15 protein-coding genes, 1 other RNA gene and 1 other annotated feature are annotated in these 20,340 nt (G+C 48.5%); of the genes, 2 read left to right on the top strand and 14 right to left on the bottom strand.

The features are described from left to right. Window positions 1-41: 41 nt before the first annotated feature. The 5 genes from recD2 to cymR form a co-directional block, all read right to left on the bottom strand. A complete protein-coding gene (recD2, locus tag ACH97_RS12905; protein WP_020452399.1) occupies window positions 42-2,438 on the bottom strand; it encodes an SF1B family DNA helicase RecD2 in 2,397 nt (798 codons plus the stop codon). A 51-nt stretch (window positions 2,439-2,489) separates the two neighbouring features. Beyond that, window positions 2,490-3,140, bottom strand: coding sequence for a tetratricopeptide repeat protein (locus ACH97_RS12910; protein ID WP_020452400.1), 651 nt, complete (start codon window positions 3,138-3,140; stop codon window positions 2,490-2,492). A 94-nt stretch (window positions 3,141-3,234) separates the two neighbouring features. Beyond that, entirely contained in the window at window positions 3,235-4,353 is a 1,119-nt protein-coding gene (mnmA, locus tag ACH97_RS12915; RefSeq protein WP_020452401.1) for a tRNA 2-thiouridine(34) synthase MnmA, read from the bottom strand. A 105-nt stretch (window positions 4,354-4,458) separates the two neighbouring features. Continuing rightward, complete coding sequence (locus ACH97_RS12920; protein ID WP_020452402.1) at window positions 4,459-5,598, bottom strand: cysteine desulfurase family protein; 1,140 nt, start codon at window positions 5,596-5,598, stop codon at window positions 4,459-4,461. Between the two features lie 20 nt (window positions 5,599-5,618). Then, the gene (gene cymR, locus ACH97_RS12925; RefSeq protein ID WP_023855382.1) at window positions 5,619-6,035 is read right to left on the bottom strand and encodes a cysteine metabolism transcriptional regulator CymR; all 417 of its coding nucleotides are present in this window, start codon (window positions 6,033-6,035) and stop codon (window positions 5,619-5,621) included. Window positions 6,036-6,669: 634 nt separating this feature from the next. Here cymR and ACH97_RS12930 point away from each other — a divergent pair. Next, window positions 6,670-7,935, top strand: a complete 1,266-nt coding sequence (locus tag ACH97_RS12930) for a replication-associated recombination protein A (RefSeq protein WP_048350766.1) — start codon at window positions 6,670-6,672, stop codon at window positions 7,933-7,935. Between the two features lie 141 nt (window positions 7,936-8,076). Here ACH97_RS12930 and ACH97_RS12935 read toward each other — a convergent pair whose 3' ends face one another. The 5 genes from ACH97_RS12935 to ACH97_RS23630 all read right to left on the bottom strand — a co-directional run bounded on the left by ACH97_RS12935 (window position 8,077) and on the right by ACH97_RS23630 (window position 12,867). After that, on the bottom strand, window positions 8,077-8,841 hold the full coding sequence (locus tag ACH97_RS12935; RefSeq protein WP_020452405.1) for a tRNA threonylcarbamoyladenosine dehydratase: 765 nt from the start codon (window positions 8,839-8,841) through the stop codon (window positions 8,077-8,079). 154 nt (window positions 8,842-8,995) lie between these two features. Next, window positions 8,996-9,192: non-coding RNA, 6S RNA (ssrS, locus tag ACH97_RS22950), on the bottom strand. Between the two features lie 68 nt (window positions 9,193-9,260). Next, the gene (gene aspS, locus ACH97_RS12940) at window positions 9,261-11,039 is read right to left on the bottom strand and encodes an aspartate--tRNA ligase (RefSeq protein ID WP_057957844.1); all 1,779 of its coding nucleotides are present in this window, start codon (window positions 11,037-11,039) and stop codon (window positions 9,261-9,263) included. 14 nt (window positions 11,040-11,053) lie between these two features. Next, a complete protein-coding gene (gene hisS, locus ACH97_RS12945; RefSeq protein ID WP_020452407.1) occupies window positions 11,054-12,328 on the bottom strand; it encodes a histidine--tRNA ligase in 1,275 nt (424 codons plus the stop codon). Window positions 12,329-12,408: 80 nt separating this feature from the next. After that, window positions 12,409-12,648: a binding site (T-box leader), on the bottom strand. A gap of 54 nt (window positions 12,649-12,702) precedes the next feature. After that, window positions 12,703-12,867 (bottom strand): YrzK family protein, encoded by a 165-nt coding sequence (locus tag ACH97_RS23630; RefSeq protein ID WP_162009190.1) that lies wholly within the window; start codon window positions 12,865-12,867, stop codon window positions 12,703-12,705. Window positions 12,868-13,009: 142 nt separating this feature from the next. On the opposite strand from ACH97_RS23630, the gene ACH97_RS12950 reads away from it, so the two are divergent. After that, on the top strand, window positions 13,010-14,581 hold the full coding sequence (locus ACH97_RS12950; protein WP_048349915.1) for an N-acetylmuramoyl-L-alanine amidase family protein: 1,572 nt from the start codon (window positions 13,010-13,012) through the stop codon (window positions 14,579-14,581). Between the two features lie 29 nt (window positions 14,582-14,610). Here the strand turns inward: ACH97_RS12950 and dtd are convergent, their stop codons facing one another. The 4 genes from dtd to recJ form a co-directional block, all read right to left on the bottom strand. Next, on the bottom strand, window positions 14,611-15,054 hold the full coding sequence (dtd, locus tag ACH97_RS12955) for a D-aminoacyl-tRNA deacylase (RefSeq protein WP_048349914.1): 444 nt from the start codon (window positions 15,052-15,054) through the stop codon (window positions 14,611-14,613). Window positions 15,055-15,067: 13 nt separating this feature from the next. Further along, the gene (locus ACH97_RS12960) at window positions 15,068-17,269 is read right to left on the bottom strand and encodes a RelA/SpoT family protein (protein WP_023855390.1); all 2,202 of its coding nucleotides are present in this window, start codon (window positions 17,267-17,269) and stop codon (window positions 15,068-15,070) included. 169 nt (window positions 17,270-17,438) lie between these two features. Beyond that, window positions 17,439-17,951 (bottom strand): adenine phosphoribosyltransferase, encoded by a 513-nt coding sequence (locus tag ACH97_RS12965; RefSeq protein WP_020452411.1) that lies wholly within the window; start codon window positions 17,949-17,951, stop codon window positions 17,439-17,441. Window positions 17,952-17,968: 17 nt separating this feature from the next. Next, the gene (gene recJ, locus ACH97_RS12970; RefSeq protein ID WP_048349913.1) at window positions 17,969-20,317 is read right to left on the bottom strand and encodes a single-stranded-DNA-specific exonuclease RecJ; all 2,349 of its coding nucleotides are present in this window, start codon (window positions 20,315-20,317) and stop codon (window positions 17,969-17,971) included. Window positions 20,318-20,340 lie beyond the last annotated feature (23 nt).

Raw genomic sequence — 20,340 nt, forward strand, 5'->3', positions numbered from 1 at the left:
CGACGCGACTCATACGATGAAATGGATTCCATGAAAAACACTTATTCTGCTTCCTTTTCCATAAAATCAAAAGGTGTAATGCCTTCCATCCCGATATTGGCGTCATAGACGCTGAAAGGCAGCTCTTTTTGCAGCGCCATGAGCTCTTCATCCTCTTCATGCGCCGCCTGCTGAAGCCTTCTTTTAAGCGATGTCTGCCTTTCTGATGATTCCTTATTTTTCACGCCCCATTCAAGGGCTTCTTCTTCCCCGCACAGAATCAGGAATTTCTTGCTTCTTGTGATGGCCGTGTAAAGCAAGTTCCTTCTCAGCATCCGGTAATAGCTTTTGACGACCGGAAGGATGACGATCGGAAATTCGCTGCCCTGCGATTTGTGGATCGAACAGCAATAGGCGTGCGTAAATTGGTTAAAATCTTTTTTTGTAAAGGTCATTTCATTCCCGTCAAAAGAGACGACGGCCATATCTTCTTTTTCCGTATTTTCTTTTGCATAAAAAATCGAGACGATCTCACCCATATCACCGTTAAACACGTTGTGTTCCGGTTGATTGACGAGCTGGAGCACTTTATCGCCGGTACGGTACACGACATCGCCGTACTTCAGTTCCCTGCCTTTCGGCTTCGGGGGATTCAGTATGCCCTGCAAAAGCGCGTTTAACTCATTGATGCCGGCCGCTCCCCTGTACATCGGAGCCAAAATCTGAATATCCCTGGCCGAATATCCTTTTTGCAGCGCGTTTTTGACGACTTTTTCGACGACTTCTTTAATCTGCTGCTGGCGGCAGCGAATAAAAGAACGGTCTTTTGTCGGCGCGGTCAAGTTTTCCGGAAGCTTTCCTTGTTTCATTTCATGCGCCAGTTCAACGATTGAAGAGCCTTCAGCCTGCCTGTAAATATCGGTTAATCTGACAGAAGGAATGACAGTCGATGCCAAAAGATCCCTTAGCACCTGTCCGGGACCGACGGACGGAAGCTGGTCTTCATCTCCAACCATGATAACCTGAATACGGTCGGGAATCGCCTTGAACAATTGGTTGGCGAGCCATATATCAAGCATGCTCGTTTCATCAATGATGAGCAGCCGCCCTTCAATCGGATTGTCTTCATCGTGCGTAAATCCTTCGGCTCCATTCCAGCCGAGAAGCCTGTGAATCGTCACGGCCGGCAGCCCGGTCGACTCGCTCATCCGCTTAGCGGCCCGGCCGGTCGGTGCTGCCAGCACAAACGGAAACGTTTCATCCTTTTTGTAATCAGCCGGATTTAAGCTTAAGCCGTGCAGCTCGCTGTACAACTCGACGATTCCCCTGATGACGGTCGTTTTCCCGGTTCCCGGTCCGCCTGTCAAAAGCAGCATCGGCGACATCAGCGCTTTTTGAATCGCTTCTTTTTGGCTTGGCGCGTACTGCACTTTCATCCGTTCTTCAAGCTCCCCTAAAGCGAGCAGGAATTCCGATTCGGGAAACTGGTCATCGTATTCGGTCTGTCCGACGATTTTCTGCACCCTTTTGGCAAAGCTTTGTTCAGCGTAGTAAAGGGACGGATAGTAACACCTTTCATCTTCAATGAACAGCTCTTTTTGCTCCCCTAGAGAAATGATCGCGTCCGCCACATCCATCTCGGTTACTTTTTCATCACCTGCAGACTGATTTAACAGTTTTTGCGTCTCGATGATGAGCTGTCTCGTGTCTATGTACGTATGCCCTTCTTGAAGGCATGTCGCTTCAACCGTGTATAAAATCGCCGCCTTGATCCGCTCTTCATGTTTGCCTGAGATCCCCATTCTGCCGCCCAGTTCGTCCGCCTTGATAAAGCCGATTCCTTCGACATCCTTGACAAGCTGGTACGGATTTTCGCGGATTTTATCAAGCGTTTCCGCTTCGTACGCCTGATAAATTTTCATGGACAGCTGGGGGCCGAAACCGAATTCGCTCAGGGAGATCATAATCTGCTCGAGCCCCTGATGCTGCTGCAGGGCAGCGGCAAGCTTATCCGCCTTTTTTTTGGAGAGCTTCGGAACATCATACAGGACGGCGCCGTCGCTTAAAATTTTGTTGATCGCACCTTCCCCAAGCTTTTTAACAATTTCCTCGGCCGTTTTCTTGCCGATTCCTTCAAATAAATCGCTGGCCAAGTATTGGATCACGCCTTCTTTCGTTGTCGGCACTTCTTTTTTAAAATGATCCGCTTGAAATTGCAGGCCAAATTTCGGATGGGAGGCGGTTTTTCCGTAAAAAGTGTAGATATCGTCTTCATGGATCAAAGGAAAGTAACCGGTGACAGAAACGGTTTTGTCTTCAAAAGACTCCGATGTTTCTTCCACTTTTACTTTTAATACGGTATACAGGTTTGTTTCATTATGATAAATGACAGCCGCAACCGTTCCTTTTACAAATGAAGCTTCTTCCATTTCGATTTGGTCCGGGTTATGGCGCTGCATCACTGTTATCCCCCTCTCCATTCAAAATCCGGCATGACGGCCCTTGAATAATCAAGCTTCTTCCAAAAGCTGCTTGGCGCGAATGCTGAGCATATGGTCCGGCTGAATGTCCAGCGCTTTGTTCAGCATGGCAAGCGCTGTTTCCCGATCTTCCTTAAACGCATAGGCAACGCCTAAATTATAAAAAGCATCTGCATGGGACGGGTCGCGCTCAGTTACATTTGAAAACTCCGTGATCGCTTCGTCCAGCATCCCTTCATTGGCAAGGCACATCGCATATTGAAAACGGGCTTCGACATCCGCATCGTTCAGCTCAGCGGCCCTTTGCAAATACGGCATCGCGAGCTTCGGCTGCTCAAGCTTCACAAGCGTCGTCCCGAGCATATAATATAAGTCGCTGTTTTCCATGCCCGTCCAATGCGCTTTTTCAAACATGTCCTTCGCTTCTTGATACCGCTCTTTCATGACATAGACATTCCCGGCTCCATAATAAGCTGCCCCCGCTTTCTCGTCCAAAGCAGCCGCCCGGTCGTAAAACTTAAGCGCCCTGTCCAATTCGCCGACTGCAGAAAGCAGGTTAGCAAAGTTGATATAAGGCACCGGATCGCCGCTGTTTTCATCAATTGCCTTTGTAAAGGCTTCTGCGGCTTTTTCAAAGTCGCCTTTTTGCATAGCATCTATTCCAATTTGATTGTAATCCAAAAGCCCTCTCCCTTTCACGAACTATTTTAAAAAGGCCGCCGACATTGCCGGCAGCCGTTCGAGAAGCTCCGGGGTGTTATCCAGAGCCCCGGTTTTATACATACCAAAGTTGTTGTCCGTCTTTAAACACATCATCAATCGTTCCGCCGCCAAGGCATTCTTCGCCTCTGTAAAAGACAACCGCTTGTCCCGGCGTAACGGCGCGGACCGGCTCTTTAAAGACGACCTCTGCTTCATCTGTCCCGGTCATTCTGACAGTGACTTCGTGATCGGCTTGGCGATAGCGGAATTTGGCCGTGCAGGTGAGCTCGTCTTCGCCGCCGAAGACGCCGTCATGCACAAAGCTTACGTTTGTCGCCGTGATCTTATCGGAGAAAAGAAGCGGATTGTCGAATCCTTGGTCAACATACAAGATGTTTTTTTCGAGGTCTTTTCCGACGACGAACCAAGGGTCTCCGCTTCCGCCGATGCCGAGGCCGTGCCTTTGTCCGATCGTATAGTACATTAAACCATCGTGGCGGCCTTTGACTTCGCCTTCCATCGTCCGCATTTCTCCCGGCTGTGCTGGAAGGTACTGGCTGAGAAACGTTTTGAAGTTCCGTTCTCCGATAAAGCAGATGCCTGTGCTGTCTTTTTTGGCAGCTGTCGCAAGCCCCGCTTCTTTTGCGATTTCCCTGACGCGGCTTTTTTGAAGCTCGCCGATCGGAAACAGCACTTTGCTTAACTGCTCTTCTGTCAGCTGGTTTAGAAAATAGGTCTGATCTTTATTTTCGTCCAGCCCTCTGAGCATTTTAACACGCCCGTCCGTACGGTCGACCCGCGCATAGTGGCCGGTGGCCAAATAATCGGCTCCAAGTGACAAAGCGTGCTCCAAAAAGGCTTTGAATTTAATCTCTTTGTTGCACATCACATCCGGGTTCGGCGTTCTGCCCGCTTTATATTCATCAAGGAAATATTGAAAAACCTTTTCCCAATACTGCTTTTCAAAATTCACCGCATAATACGGAATCCCGATTTGATTACATACCTTTATAACATCTTCGTAATCTTCCGTCGCTGTGCAAAAACCGTTCTCATCTGTGTCATCCCAGTTTTTCATAAAAATTCCGATGACATCATAGCCCTGCTCTTTCAAAAGCAAAGCCGCCACAGAGGAATCAACGCCTCCGGACATTCCGACGACCACCCGTGTATCTTCAGGCCGCTTCGTCATTTTCATCAACTCCAATAAATCAATTCAAAAACTTGTCCTTTCAGATCATATCATCATTATCGGGCAAGAGGCGAATCTTTAGCTCGGAGCGTCGCTTCCCGACATTTATGACAGGCGCTGAACAATTGCCGCAAGTTCTTTCGCGGCCCGCTCCACTTGCTCCTCTGTATTGCCAAAGCCGAAGCTGATCCGAATGGATGACGTCAGCCGATCGTCTTCCTCGCCAAACATGGCGGAGAGAACGTGAGACGGAAGCACAGATCCGGCCGTGCACGCTGATCCGCTCGATACTGCAATTCCCGCCATATCGAGATTGACGAGCAGCGATTCAACAGATACTCCCGGAAAATACAGATTCAAAATATGCGGCAGGCTGTGCTCTCTGCTGCCGTTCACATCGAAGGAGACGCCATCTGCTTCCAGCGTACGAATGACGATGTCTTTAAACCGGCGGTAAAGCGCCGATTTTTCTTCTCTTTCCTGACCTGAGAGCAAAACGGCTTCACCGAGTCCCGCGATTCCCGGGACATTTTCCGTTCCCGCCCGGCGTTTGCGTTCCTGCTCTCCTCCGAAAAGCAGCTGGCTGAGCTTCACGTTTTCGTTGACGTATAAAAAGCCTGTCCCCTTCGGCCCGTTCAGTTTATGTCCGGAGACTGACATCATATCGATGCGGTTTTTTCGTACATCAATCGGCAAAAAGCCGAAGGCTTGAACCGCATCTGTATGAAACAGCGCCCGATGGTCTTTTAGCAGATCGCCGATCTCATCTATCGGCTGAATCGTTCCCACTTCATTGTTTCCATACATTACCGTCACCAGGATGGTATCGTCCCGCAGCGCGTCTTTCACCTGCTCGGCGGAGATTCTTCCGCTTTCGTCGACATCAAGATATGTGACGTCAAATCCCATTTCTTCAAGCCTGTTGCACGTATGCAGAACGGCGTGGTGCTCGATCTTTGTCGTGATGATGTGGCGGCCCTGCTGCTCTCTCGCCAGCGCGTTTCCGAGAATCGCCATATTGTCGGCTTCGGTTCCCCCGCTCGTAAAAACGATTTCATTGGGATGCGCTCCGATTTCCCGAGCGATCAGCTCCCTCGTGCCGTCAAGCCATTTTCGGCTCTCCCTCCCAAAGGAATGAATGCTTGAAGGGTTTCCGAAGTTTTCCGTTAAGTAAGGCAGCATTTTTTCCACTACCCGGGGGTCAGTCGGAGAAGTCGCTGCATGGTCTAAGTAAATCCGTTCCATCCTGCCATTACACCTCGATCTTAAATGTAAAACATATACGCTTCTTGCTCGCCCTCTGTATAGCTGGCCAAGTCTTCAAGCGTCGTGGAGTCCAGCACTTCCTTGACAGCGTCGCGAATCTTGATCCACAGCTCGCGCTTTGCAGGCTCCTCATTTTCAAGCACTTCCACCGGGCTGATCGGTCCTTCCAGAACGCGAATGATATCGCCCGCCGTAATCGCCTCAGGCTCGTCACCCAGAATATAGCCGCCGTACGCGCCGCGGATGCTTTTCACAAGCCCTGCGTTCCGCAAAGGTGAAACAAGCTGTTCCAAATAATGTTCCGATAAATCGTTTGTCTGAGCAATACTTTTCAAAGAAGTCGGGCCTTCCCCATGCTTTTTAGCAAGCTCAATCATAATCGTCAGCCCGTATCTGCCTTTAGTTGATATTTTCAAAATAAACACCTCTAACCTATAATAAATCATGCCTTCAGGACGAAGGTACTCGGCGTTTTTCGCAGGACGCGAAAGCTCTTAGCCGAGTCTCCTTTTCTCACCAGAACAAAGCTACTCGGTGTTCCTCGCAGGAGCCGAAAGCCTTTAGCCGAGTCTCCTTTCTCACCAGAACAAAGCTACTCGGCGTTCCTCGCAGGACGCGAAAGCCTTTAGCCGAGTCTCCTTTCTCACCAAGACGAAGCACTCGGCGTTCCTAGCAGGACGCGAAAGCCTTTAGCCGAGTCTCCTTTCTCACCAAGACGAAGCACTCGGCGTTCCTAGCAGGAGGTAAAAGCGCGCAGCCGAGTCCCGTTCGGACGCAAAGGCGCCCGGCACATCCTATCAAGGCATTAGCCGTTCTCCAAGATGAAACACCGGTGCAAGCCGGCTGTCGGTTTCAAACATCTGTTATATATTAAAAACTCGGTTGGGGCAAGGTTCCGGCCTTGCCCTTCTGATAGATTACAGGTTATTATAGCACACTTTATATAAACTTTCATTTTCGGCCCTATATTCAGCTTGCCATATTCATTTCTTTTCTAATCGTCTTTTTTCCGTTACTCTATAAAAAGAATACATTCGGGAGAGATCAATCATGAAACCACTCGCATTTCGAATGCGCCCTACAAAAATCGAAGAGGTTCTCGGCCAGGATCATCTGGTCGGAGAAGGAAAGATCATTCATCGGATGGTGCAGGCCAAACACCTCTCATCTATGATTCTGTACGGCCCCCCGGGCATCGGCAAAACGTCGATCGCCACGGCGATTGCCCGCAGCACAAGCATCGCTTTCCGAAAGCTGAACGCTGTCATCAATAATAAAAAGGACATGGAAGCCGTTGCCGCCGAAGCCAAAATGTCGGGGCAGGTCATCTTAATCCTTGATGAGGTGCACCGGCTTGACAAAGGCAAGCAGGACTTTCTCCTTCCGTATTTGGAAAACGGCATGATTATCATGATCGGGGCGACGACAGCCAACCCGTACCATGCGATCAATCCGGCGATCAGAAGCAGAACGCAGATTTTCGAGCTGCAGCCATTAGACTCTGAACAAATCAAAGCGGCCATTAAACGGGCGCTTGAGGATGAACACAGAGGCCTCGGTTCGTATGATGTTGCCCTCGATGATGAAGCGCTTGACCATATGGCCCGCGGCTGCGGCGGCGATGTCCGCTCCGCTTTGAATGCACTCGAGCTTGCCGTATTGTCCACAAAGGAAAACAGCGAAGGAACCATCCGCATTACATTGGAAATCGCAGAAGAATGCCTGCAGAAAAAAAGCTTTGTCCACGACAAAGATGGAGACGCGCATTATGATGTCATTTCCGCTTTCCAAAAATCGATCAGAGGCTCTGATGTCAATGCTGCACTTCATTATCTGGCAAGGCTCATTGAAGCGGGGGATTTGGAAAGCCTTGCACGGAGGCTGCTTGTTATCGCCTATGAAGATGTCGGCCTGGCGAGTCCGCAGGCTGGAGGAAGAACGCTTCAAGCTATTCAAACGGCGGAACGAATCGGATTTCCGGAGGCAAGGATTCCGCTCGCCAACGCCGTGATCGAGCTTTGCCTGTCTCCTAAATCAAACTCGGCGATCCTTGCGGTTGACGAAGCGCTGTCAGACGTCCGCTCCGGAAAGATCGGCGATGTGCCGAACCATTTAAAAGACGCCCATTATAAAGGAGCCGCAGAGCTTGGCAGAGGCATCGAATACAAATATCCGCACAATTACGAGAACGGCTGGGTCAAACAGCAGTACCTGCCTGATCCGCTGAAAAACAAAGTTTACTATCAGCCGAAGCAGACAGGAAAATTTGAGCTCGCGCTGAAACAAGTATATGACAAGCTAATGAAACAAAAATAACAAACAGCCTGTTCCCTTTTCATATGGGGGACAGGCTGTTTTTCCTTACGCTAAGCTTTAAAGAATGACAAAATCCCAAAACGGCTTTTAGTTTTGGGATTTTGTCAACAATCTTAAACGACAGCACCTTTGCCGTTTGTATTACTTATCTTTCACCCTTTTGATCGGAATATCTTTCAAAAGCTCCATGATCACATGGCCGCCCATGATCAAGCCTGCGACTGACGGAACAAAAGCGTTTGAAGACGGCGGCATCTGGGCTTTGCGGATTTTCGCCTCGTCATTTCCAACGACTTGGCGTACGTCTTCGCGGATCACGATCGGGCTTTCGTCAGAAAAGACGACTTTAACGCCTTTCGTAATGCCTTCCTTGCGAAGCCTCGTCCGGATGACTTTTGCAATCGGATCGGTGTGGGTTTTAGAAATATCGGCCACTTGGAACCTTGTCGGATCTGTTTTATTGGCCGCTCCCATGCTTGAAATGATGTTGATGTCCCGCTTCAGGCACTCTTTCATTAAGTGAATTTTATAATGAATCGTGTCTGACGCGTCGATCACATAATCCGGTTCATAAGCAAAAAACTGTTCATACGTCTCTTCGGTATAGAACATTTTTAAAGCGATGACATCGCACTCCGGGTTAATATCGGCGATTCTCGCTTTCATTAAGTCAACTTTCGGCTGTCCGACCGTTGAAAGTAAAGCCGGCAGCTGACGGTTGACATTGGTGATGTCAACATCATCTTTATCGACCATCACGATTCTGCCGACACCAGAACGGGCGAGCGCTTCCGCGGCGAAAGAGCCGACCCCGCCGACGCCTAAAACGGCGACCGTGCTGTTTTTTAAAATATTTAAACCTTCTTTTCCAATCGCTAATTCATTGCGCGAAAACTGATGTAACAAGAATCTCACTCCATCTTTATTAACAGTTACCGATAGTATCTTATCATAATCGGGTGATTAAACAAGCGGTCTATTTCATTTTCCCGTCATATTTTTTCGCTTCGCCTCATAGATTATCCTATGTATGGCCGAAAAAGGCCTTTTCAAGCACAAAAAAAGTCCCGATTGTGCCGTTGTCGTATTCCTTCGTTTTGATCCCGCTCTCGGCAGGTGGGTGTTCTGTTCCAAACTTTGCAAGTCCTCTTGAGCACACGAGTGAGAAGAGGCATTTGCTCCATTTGGAAACGTCGAACTCCCAAGTAAAAAAATGTTCGGTCAAAACTAGGTGTACAACAAACACATCAGGACTTTATTTGTTAAAAATGATATCATACGTCCCTTTGATTTTCAATGGGATGTACAGCCGTATATTTTACAATTTACTGTCGAACTTTGCGGTTGATTGACAGGTGCAGCTCATCGAGCTGGGCGCTGTCCACTTCGCTAGGTGCTTCCATCAACAGACAGCTTGCGCTTGCCGTTTTCGGGAATGCGATCGTATCTCTCAGGTTGGTGCGGCCGCTGAGCAGCATCACAAGCCGGTCAAGGCCGAGCGCGATTCCGCCGTGCGGGGGAGCCCCGTATTCAAATGCTTCAAGCAGGAAGCCGAACTGTTCTTTCGTCTCTTCCTCAGATAAGCCCAAAAGCGCAAACATTTTCTCCTGAACATCTTTTTCAAAAATACGGATCGATCCGCCGCCCAGCTCATAGCCGTTTAAGACAAGATCATAGGCTTGCGCTTTCATGTCTTCCGGATTCGTGTCGACCAGATCAAGGTCTTCCCGGACAGGCATCGTGAACGGGTGGTGCGCCGCATAGAAACGTCCTTCTTCTGAATCATACTCAAGAAGCGGCCAATCAACGACCCATAAAAAGTTGAACAAGCTTTCATCGATCAGATTCAATTCTTTTCCGAGCTTTAAGCGCAGCGCGCCGAGCGCGTCATTGGCGACTTCCAGCCGGTCTGCGACAAAGAGGATGAGGTCCCCTTCCTTGGCGTCAAGCGCTTCAATGAGCGCCTGCTGTTTTTCGCCCTGGAAGAACTTCGCAATCGGACCTTTCAGTCCGTCCGCTTCAGCTTTCAGCCATGCCAGCCCTTTCGCCCCGTAGTTTGCGGCGAATTCGCCGAGTGCGTCAATGTCTTTCCGCGAATATTTAGATGCAGCGCCTTTAACGTTTATCGCTTTAACCGCGCCTCCGTTTGCCACAGCTGACGCAAACACTTTAAAATCGGAATCCTTTACGCTTTCTGATACATCGGTCAACAGCATGTCAAAGCGGGTATCCGGTTTGTCGGATCCGTAAAGGTTCATCGCATCCTGATATGACATTCTCGGCAGCGGCAGAGAAATGTCCACACCGTGCGTTTCGAGCATGACTTTCGCCATCATTTCTTCAGCGAGCTTCATGATGTCTTCCTGGCTCATAAATGACATTTCGATATCGATCTGCGTAAATTCCGGCTGGCGGTCGGCGCGTAAATCTTCGTCCCTGAAGCAGCGGGCGATTTGATAATAGCGGTCAAAGCCGGATACCATCAACAGCTGCTTGAAAAGCTGCGGAGACTGCGGCAGCGCGTAAAATTCGCCTTCATGGACGCGGCTCGGTACGAGATAGTCGCGCGCTCCTTCAGGCGTTTTTTTTGTCAACACTGGTGTTTCAATATCGATAAAGCCGTTGTCGTCAAGGAAGCTGCGGACAGCTTTTGTAACATTATGCCGCATTTTTAAGGTGTTGAACATCTCCGGACGGCGCAAGTCGAGATAGCGGTGCTTCAACCTGATGTCTTCAGACACTTCTGAAGCCTGGTCGCTGATCGCAAAAGGCGGCGTTTTGGCCGCACTCAGCACATTGACCGATTCCGCCTGGATTTCGATTCTTCCGGTTTTCAAGTTCGGATTGACTGTTGCTTCTTCACGGGCAACGACTTTTCCTGTAATGTCAAGCACATATTCGCTGCGGATGCTTTCAGCTGTTTCAAGGGCGTCTTTGGAAACGTCGGGGTTAAATACAACCTGCACAATGCCGGTGCGGTCTCTCAAGTCAATAAAAATCAAGCCTCCGAGATCGCGTCTTTTTTGAACCCATCCTTTTAAAACGATGGATTCTCCGATCGCCTTCTCCGTTATTTCGCCACAATAATATGTTCGTCCAAACAAAGCGGTCCTCTCCTTTAACTTTCAGTGTTTGTTTTCAAGAAACGGATGAATTCATCAAGGCCGATGGCCTGTTGATCTCCTGTTTTCGCATCTTTGACATTTATTTGATTTTGGCTCAGTTCATCCTCGCCCAAAACAGCGATATATTTCGCATTGAGACGGTCGGCGGATTTAAACTGGCCTTTCATTTTTTTCTGTTCATAGTCGATTTCGGCGGAAATCCCTGCTTCTCTCAATTTATAAAGGAGGGATACAGAATAGTCTTTGGCTTTGTCGCCAAGTGTCACGATATAGCAGTCAATGCCTTCATCCGCTCCGACTTTCACATTTTCCGCGTCCAGTGCGGCGAGAAGGCGTTCGATGCTCATCGCAAAGCCGATGCCCGGCGCTTTCGGTCCGCCGAACTCCTCGGTAAGGCCGTCATAGCGCCCTCCGCCAGCAAGCGTCGTAATCGCTCCGAAGCCTTCGGCATTGCTCATGATTTCAAAAGCCGTGTGATTGTAATAGTCAAGCCCTCTCACCAGATTCGGATCGACCTCAAACGCAATGCCGATGTCGGTCAGATATTGCTGCACTTTCGCAAAATAGGCTTTGGATTCTTCATTTAAGTAGTCAAGAATCGAAGGAGCCGTTTTCAGCAGTTCATGATCCCTGTCTTTTTTGCAGTCGAGAATCCGCAGCGGATTTTGCCGGAGCCGTTTTTGACAGTCTGAACAAAACTCGTCGATCCTCGGCTCAAAGTGGCGGATCAGCGCTTCTCTGTGAGCGGTTCGGCTCTCTTTGTCGCCGAGGCTGTTAATGACCAGCTTCAGATTGTTGAGACCCGCTTTCCGGTATACGCTCATCGCCAAGGCAATGACTTCCGCGTCAATCGCCGGGTCGTTCGAACCGATCGCTTCGATGCCGAATTGATAAAATTGGCGGTAGCGGCCTGTCTGCGGCCTTTCATAGCGGAACATCGGTCCGATGTAGTAAAGTTTCGTCGGCTGAACCGGATTAGCAAAAAGTTTGTTTTCCACAAAAGAGCGTACTGCAGATGCAGTGCCTTCAGGACGAAGCGTCAGGCTTCTTCCTTTTTTGTCTGCGAATGTGTACATTTCCTTTTGCACGATATCGGTCGATTCTCCCACCCCGCGGGAAAATAGTTCTGTATGTTCAAAAATAGGCGTCCGGATTTCTTTATATTGATACGCATGACACGTTTCTCTCGCAATCTTTTCGACGTATTGCCAGCGTTCCGATTCTCCTGGGAGAATATCTTGTGTTCCCCTTGGAATATTAAATCCCATTTTTAAATCCTCCTCATGACTTAAATGCTTTTTTTCATTTATGGAAATAAAAAAACCCCCGAACCTACTATAAAACCAATAGTAGGGACGAGAGTTATACCCGTGGTGCCACCCTAGTTGGAACGATCAACCCGTTCCCGCTCATGCCTTTAACGCAGGTTCACGTCCGCCGCCTAATTGCTCGCAAGTTCTGCCGGGCTTTCAGCGGGAAACCTTCGGAGTGTTCATTCGGTCAAGATACCGTGCAGACCGCTTTCAGCCCAGGGCGGTTCCTCTCTTTTCACGTACTCTTGCCTACTATTCTCCATCTTCAGTTCAACTCATATGTACACTAATTTATATTATAATACGAGTGTTAAGTGTGCATGTCAACCCTATTTGCGGTTCTTTTTATTTTGAATTGATTCTTTGGACGCAAGCCCCAGCTCAGTCGCCGTTTCTTCCATAAAGCCGGCCTGCTCCGGGTCCGCATGATCCTTTAGATGCAGATTCGCTTCTTGCTCATGGATCGCTCTGCCCATTCTTTGATTATACCTCACGCAACAACATCCTTTTGATATCTTTTTTCTATAGTATAAACAAATCATTTTCATTTTATTAAAAAAACGGCAAGGAATATACGATATAGAAGAAGAAGTAGTGTTCCAAGTTTTTTACCGAAAGGAGGAGATGGGTAACAATATGAAAAAAAGAACAGTATTGATCCTATCGATGATGCTGGCAGCACAAGCAGCCTTTTATACATCGTCAAACACAGCTTCTGCAGCCATCGGGGAAGCCGTGATTGCCACCGATGAAATCAATGTCAGGAGCGGGCCCGGACTGAGCCATGAAATCGTCAGCGTCGTCAGCCGGAATGAAAGCTATCCGATCCTCGAAGAGCGCGGGGATTGGGTCCAGATCCAGCTGAACGGCGGACAAAAAGGATGGGTCGTATCCTGGCTGATCAAGAAAAAAAGCCAAGTTTCCAACGGCTCTGATTCAGCGGCGGGAAAAGTCACATCTTCCGAAGCAAACCTGAGAATCAGAAAAGGCCCCGGCACTTCATATGAAGTCCAAGGCGTATTCCCTGAAGGAGAACAGGCTGACCTGCTAAAGACCGACGGAAAATGGATGAAGATTTCCTACCAGAACATCACTGGCTGGGTCCATTCAGACTATGTCAATCAAGGTTCAGGAGCAAAACAGTCTCAATCGTCTTCATCACATGCTTCATCAACAAAATCAGGAACGGTCGGCGTATCCACCTTAAATGTCAGAAGCACAGCTTCCCATCAAGGACGGATTATTGCGTCGCTCCAACGGAATGCAAGTGTGACGATTTTAAACGAACAGCACGGCTGGTATGAAATCGAATTTAATGGTCAAAAGGGCTGGGTCGCAAGCCACTATATTCTCGAAGGAACCAAACAGAAAAGCGGAACTTCGGAAACAAGCAGCGGCTCCGTGTCAAAACAGCAGGCCACCATCGTGTATGAAGGTACAAATGTTAGAAGCGGGCCTTCGACATCCTCAGCGATCGTCAAGCGCGCAGGGAAAGGCGAGTCTTACCCGATCGTCTCTGCAAAAGGCGACTGGTATGAAATCAAACTGTCAAACGGCGATTCCGCCTATGTGGCAAACTGGGTCGTTCAGACTGCTGACCAGTCTGGCTCAGCCGGAGATTCGAAAAGCGCAGCTCCGCCTTTGGCAAAGCGGTCGAGCTCGAGCGGCACAATCAAAAACAAAACGGTGGTCATCGATGCCGGACACGGCGGACATGACAGCGGGACAATCGGAACGCAAGGGACGCTGGAAAAACGGCTGACCATCAAAACGGCAACGCTTCTTGCCGCGAAACTGAGAGCCGATGGCGTCAATGTCTATATGACGCGGAATGACGATTCTTTCGTCAGCCTTCAGTCGCGGGTCGCGACCTCTCACTACCGAAACGCCGACGCTTTTATCAGCATTCATTATGATAGTTTTGCAAACGCGTCCGTAAGGGGAAATACCGCCTATTACTACAGCCCTTCAAAAGACCGGAAGCTCGCAGCAGACGTGCAGTCCGAGATCGAAAAACACTCGCCTCTGCCAAGCCGCGGCGTATTATTCGGGGACTACTTCGTATTAAGAGAAAATAAACAGCCGGCCGCATTGTTTGAACTCGGCTACTTGAGCCACCCTCAAGAAGAAGCGGTTGTCAGCACGAATGCTTACAGAGAAAGAGTGACAGACGGCATCAGAAGCGGCCTGGAAAACTATTTTGACTAATTTAAAAAAGCTCCCAATTGGGAGCTTTTTCAAGCTTTAGAATCCATAATAAAGGTGACGGGGCCCGAATTTGTCAGCTTGACATCCATCATTTCGCCAAATCTTCCCGTTTCGACAGCGACCCCTTTTGCGCGAAGCATGCTGTTCCACTCCTCGTACAATTGAAGCGCCTGATCGGGCTTTGCCGCTTTTGTAAAATTCGGCCGTCTCCCTTTTTTCGTGTCGCCGTACAAGGTAAACTGAGATACCGATAAAACGGAGCCTCCGACATCTAAAAGCGACAGGTTCATCTTTTCGCCTTCATCTTCAAAAATTCGCAGATTGACTAGCTTTTCCGCCAAATATGCGGCATCTTCGCTCGTATCTTCCTGCGTCACGCCGACAAGCACCATCAAGCCGAGACCGATTTGACCGACAGTCTCGCCTCCTACCGAAACGCTTGCATCTGTGACGCGCTGAACAACTAATCTCATGACCCTTTTCCTCCTAATTCATCACCCTGCGCACGGAGTAAATATCTTTGATCTGTTTGATCCGTTCAACCACTTTATGCAAATGATTAATATTTTGAATGAAGATGGCCATATGGATCGTCGCCACTTTATTGCGATCAGATTTACCTGATACAGATGAAATATTTGTTTTTGTCTCATTAACGGCCTGAAGAACTTCATTAAGAAGGCCGCGGCGGTCATAGCCGAGAATTTCGATTTCGACGTTATATTCTTTTCTCCGCTGCGTCTGCGGCTCATGCTCCCATTCTACTTGAATCAGCCGGTCGAGTGCTTCATTTGTTAAAACATTCGGGCAGTCCTCGCGATGGACAGATACACCACGGCCTTTTGTAATGAATCCGACGATCGGATCTCCCGGAACGGGGTTGCAGCATTTTGACAGTCTGATCAGAAGGTTGTCAACGCCTTTGACGCGAACACCCGCTTCGCGCTTTTTCCCTTGGTAAGGTTTCGGTTCAGGCGTTACGTCTTGAACGCTTTTCACCTGTTCTTCCTGATCTCTGATTTTCCGTTCTTTTTCCGTCAGACGGTTTGCAACTTGAGCGGCTGTAATGCCGTTATAGCCGACTGCGGCATACATGTCTTCTTCATTGGCAAAATTGAATTTGTCGGCGACTTTCTGCAGATTCTCGACTGTTAAGACGTCCTTCACTTCAAAGTCCAGGTTTTTAATTTCTTTTTCAACCAGTTCTCTGCCTTTTTCGACGTTTTCCTCTCTGCGCTGCTTTTTAAAGAACTGGCGGATTTTATGCTTCGCTTGAGATGTCTGCGCAAGGTTGATCCAGTCCTGGCTCGGACCGTACGAATGCTTGGACGTCAGAATTTCTACGATATCCCCTGTGCGCAGCTTGTAATCAAGCGTGACCATTTTGCCGTTTACTTTCGCCCCGATCGTTTTATTGCCTATTTCTGAATGGATCCGGTACGAAAAGTCGATCGGCACGGAGCCTGACGGCAATTCAATGACGTCCCCTTTCGGCGTAAAAACGAACACCATGTCGGAAAACAAATCGATTTTTAGAGACTCCATAAATTCTTCGGCATCGCTCGACTCATTTTGAAATTCCAAAATTTCACGGAACCAGGAGAGCTTTTTATCAAAGCTTGAATCTTCATTGACATTTTTGCCTTCTTTGTAAGCCCAGTGGGCCGCGATTCCGTATTCCGCAATTTCGTGCATTTCAAACGTCCTGATCTGGACTTCCAGCGGATCCCCCTTCGGACCGATGACGGTGGTATGGAGCGACTGGTACATGTTCGGCTTCGGCATTGCGATATAGTCTTTAAATCTGCCCGGCATCGGCTTCCAGCATGTATGAATGATGCCTAAAACCGCGTAGCAGTCCTTGATGCTGTTGACGAGGATCCGGACTGCGAGCAAGTCGTAAATTTCGTTGAATTGCTTGTTTTGCATCGCCATTTTTCTGTAGATGCTGTAAATATGCTTCGGCCGTCCGGAAAAGTCCGCTTTAATATTAACCTCTTCGACGCGGCTTTTCACTTCGTTTACGACCTCTTCGACGTACAATTCCCTTTCGGCCCGCTTTTTCTTCATCAAATTGACGATCCGGTAATATTGCTGCGGATTTAAATAGCGCAAAGCGGTATCCTCAAGCTCCCACTTTATTTTTGAAATCCCAAGGCGATGAGCCAGCGGAGCAAATATTTCAAGCGTCTCATTTGAAATTCTGCGCTGCTTTTCCTGCGGCAGGTGCTTCAGGGTTCTCATGTTGTGAAGGCGGTCCGCCAGCTTGATCAAAATGACGCGGATGTCCTGAGCCATAGCCACAAACATTTTCCGATGATTTTCTGCCTGCTGTTCTTCCTGTGATTTATATTTAATTTTCCCAAGCTTCGTGACGCCGTCGACAAGCATCGCAACTTCTTCGTTGAATGCTTCCTTTAAATCTTCAAGCGTTACACTCGTATCTTCCACCACATCATGGAGAAATCCTCCCGCTATTGTGGCGGGGTCCATTTCTAAATCGACGAGGATACCCGCGACCTGGATCGGATGGATAATATACGGCTCGCCCGATTTGCGGTATTGTTCGCGATGTGCGTCTTCCGCGTACTGATAAGCCTTTTTTATAAAAGCAACATGTTCATCGGAAAGGTAACTTTTCGCCTTCTCAATGACTTGCTCAGCGGTTAATACTTGTTCGTTCGCCATGGAATCACCTTTTTTATAATTGAAAACTGTATTGTAATTATTATCAAGAAAAATGTCACAGATGTAAAGAGAAGAAATTCAAAAGGACTTTTGCCGGCCCCGGAATACTATATGAATAGGAAAAAAAGCACCCGCTTTTGATGAGTGCTTTTTATAGTATAAATTTTGTTTAGTATTGCATCAAGGTTAAAATATCATATCCGTCCAGTTTATTTCTTCCTTCAAGATATGTCAGCTCGATCAGGAAAGCGATTCCGGCTACGATGCCGCCGAGCTCTTCAACCAGCTTGATCGTTGCTTCGATCGTCCCGCCAGTTGCAAGCAGGTCGTCAGTGATCAAGACGCGCTGCCCCGGTTTAATGGCATCTTTATGGATGGTCAGGACATCTTTTCCATATTCCAATCCGTAGTCGACTTTGATGACTTCGCGCGGCAATTTGCCTTCTTTGCGGACAGGCGCAAATCCTACCCCAAGCGAATATGCGACAGGGCAGCCGATGATAAATCCTCTCGCTTCAGGTCCCACGACAAGATCGATCTCTTTTTCTTTCGCATACGTTACAATTTGATCTGTCGCATAGCGATAGACGTCGCCTTTGTCCATCAATGTTGTAATATCTTTAAATTGTACGCCTTCCTTCGGGTAATCCGGCACAATTGTCACATACTTCTTCAAATCCATCTGTCTTCATGTCCTCCTCATACTTTATAAGCGACGGCGTTTTCCGCCATCCGCTTATCCAGCCACTGTTTAAGCTCATCCGCCGAAGAATAAATGAGCTTTTGCTCCAATTCAATCAGGCGCTGTTTTTCCCGGTAGGTTTCAGAATCTGTCAGATCACGCCTTTCGGCATGATAAACAACAGATAAAACACCATTCTCTATTGTAACAAAACCGAGCTCAAAAAACACCTTTGTCATGAAATCAATTGTGTCTTTTGTCCAGCCTTTATGTCTGGCAAGCTCCCCGCCGTATTTCGGCAAGTCAAAAGAACCTCTTTTCAGGAGGAAAGCATAGTACCATTTAAAGTATTCCCTTGTTGGAAATGTTGAGAAAAAATGTTCATCTGATTGATAAAAAATCAGATAAATGCGCTCCAGTTTTTTGCCTTTTATCACTTGGTCAAAGATGTCGAGCGACGGCGGAATATCTATAAATACCGCATAACGGCTCTCAAGGTCGAGACGCTCTGCCTCTTCAGGGCCGCTGATGACGGTCAGCTCTTCTTCAAGGCCTGTCCCCGCAAGCTTCGCTTTTGTTTCCTCGCGGAAGCAGATGCACGCCCGTTTTGCAGGGTCCAGCTGCAATATTTTTTCTTCCCATGACCGTTTTCCCCGCAGATCAAACAGCTGCCATTCATTGACGGCCGCATCTTTGATCATCAGCTGCGGTTTTTTTCTGTTGTTCCACTCGTTAATCGACAGTTCCCCGACAATCGAAATCTTTGCTCCAGGAACGATCCCGTCTTCGATGGCGCCTTTATAAAATCCGATGCAATCGAGCTTGTTCTCGCCGTCTGCCAGGACAAGCTTCAAGTGATTCTTGTTGGCGCCGATTTTCCTGGAATCATCAATTTTAACGTCGCTGACAAGAACGAACGGCTTCGGATTTCCCGTGCCGAACGGCGCCAGCATGTTCATTTCGGCAATGCTGTCAACCGTGATATCTTCGAGCCGGCAGCACAAATCGACGTCTTGGACGGGAATAAAATCTTCCTCGGTCAGAACCGCTTCAGCCTGACGGTTGATTCTCTCCCTTAGTGCCGAAACATCTTCCAGGTTGAGCGTCATTCCAGCTGCCATCGGGTGGCCGCCGAAGTGCGGGAGAATATCCCGGCACTCCGAGAGATTTTGAAATAAATCAAATCCTTTGATGCTGCGCGCAGATCCTTTGGCAATGCCTTTTTCTTCATCGATACCGAGAACGATGGCTGGCCTGTAATACCTCTCGACAAGCTTTGAAGCCACGATTCCGACGACGCCGGGATTCCAGCCCGGCCGCGCCGCGACGATCACCGGCTGGTCAAGGCCTTCCTCCTCGATCATCTGAACGGCTTCCTCTGTCATCTGATTGACGATTTTTTGGCGCTCCTTGTTCAAGGCGTTGATGTCTTCGGCCAGCTCTTCCGCTTCTGTTTCGTCTTCTGTGTTCAGGAGGTAGACAGCCGGGTCAGCCTGTTCAATTCTGCCGACCGCGTTTAAGCGGGGCGCGATTTGAAAACCGATAGTCTCTTCATCCGCACTATGTATCTCCGCTCCGGCAATTTTGGTCAGCGCCTTTAATCCGGGGCGCTTCGTCCTCCTGAACTGTTCCATGCCGCGCTTGGCAATCTGCCTGTTTTCATCATGGAGCGGCACAAGGTCGGCAATCGTGCCGATCGCACAAAGGTCGAGCAAATCTTCCGGGAGCTCTCCGTTCAAAGCGTGGGCTAGCTTAAATGCGACACCGACGCCGGCTAGCTCTTTAAATGGATAGCCGCAGCCCGGCTGCTTCGGATGAATGATCGCATAGGCATCCGGCAAAACGGGGCCCGGCTCATGGTGATCCGTAATGATCAAATCGACACCAAGCTCTTTAGCGACTTCAGCTTCATGAACGCCGGCAATGCCTGTGTCAACTGTAATGATCAATGAATAGCCTGATTCTTTGATCCCGCGAAAGGCCGCTTCATTCGGACCGTACCCTTCTTTAAAGCGGTCAGGTATATAAAAATCGGCTTGTGCTGAACATTTTTTCAACATTTGCAAAAGGACAGTCGTGCTTGTCACACCGTCCGCATCATAATCGCCGTAAATCATAATCTTTTCTTGATCTGAAATTGCCTGTTTGATTCGCCGTACAGCTTTTTCCATATCTTTCAGCAGATAAGGATCGTGAAAACGTGCATCATTGCCATATAAAAATGAAGATGCTTTGTCGGCTGTATCGTAACCTCTCATGACAAGCAATGAGGCGGCAAGGGGAGTAATGCCTAACCTTCCGGCGAGCTGCTCCACCTTTTCTTTGTCGGGCGTTTGCACGTCCCAACGCATTTTTGACGCTAACATAAATTCACCCCTCAACCACACTA

Source organism: Bacillus paralicheniformis (genome assembly GCF_001042485.2).
Taxonomy (GTDB): Bacteria; Bacillota; Bacilli; order Bacillales; family Bacillaceae; genus Bacillus; species Bacillus paralicheniformis.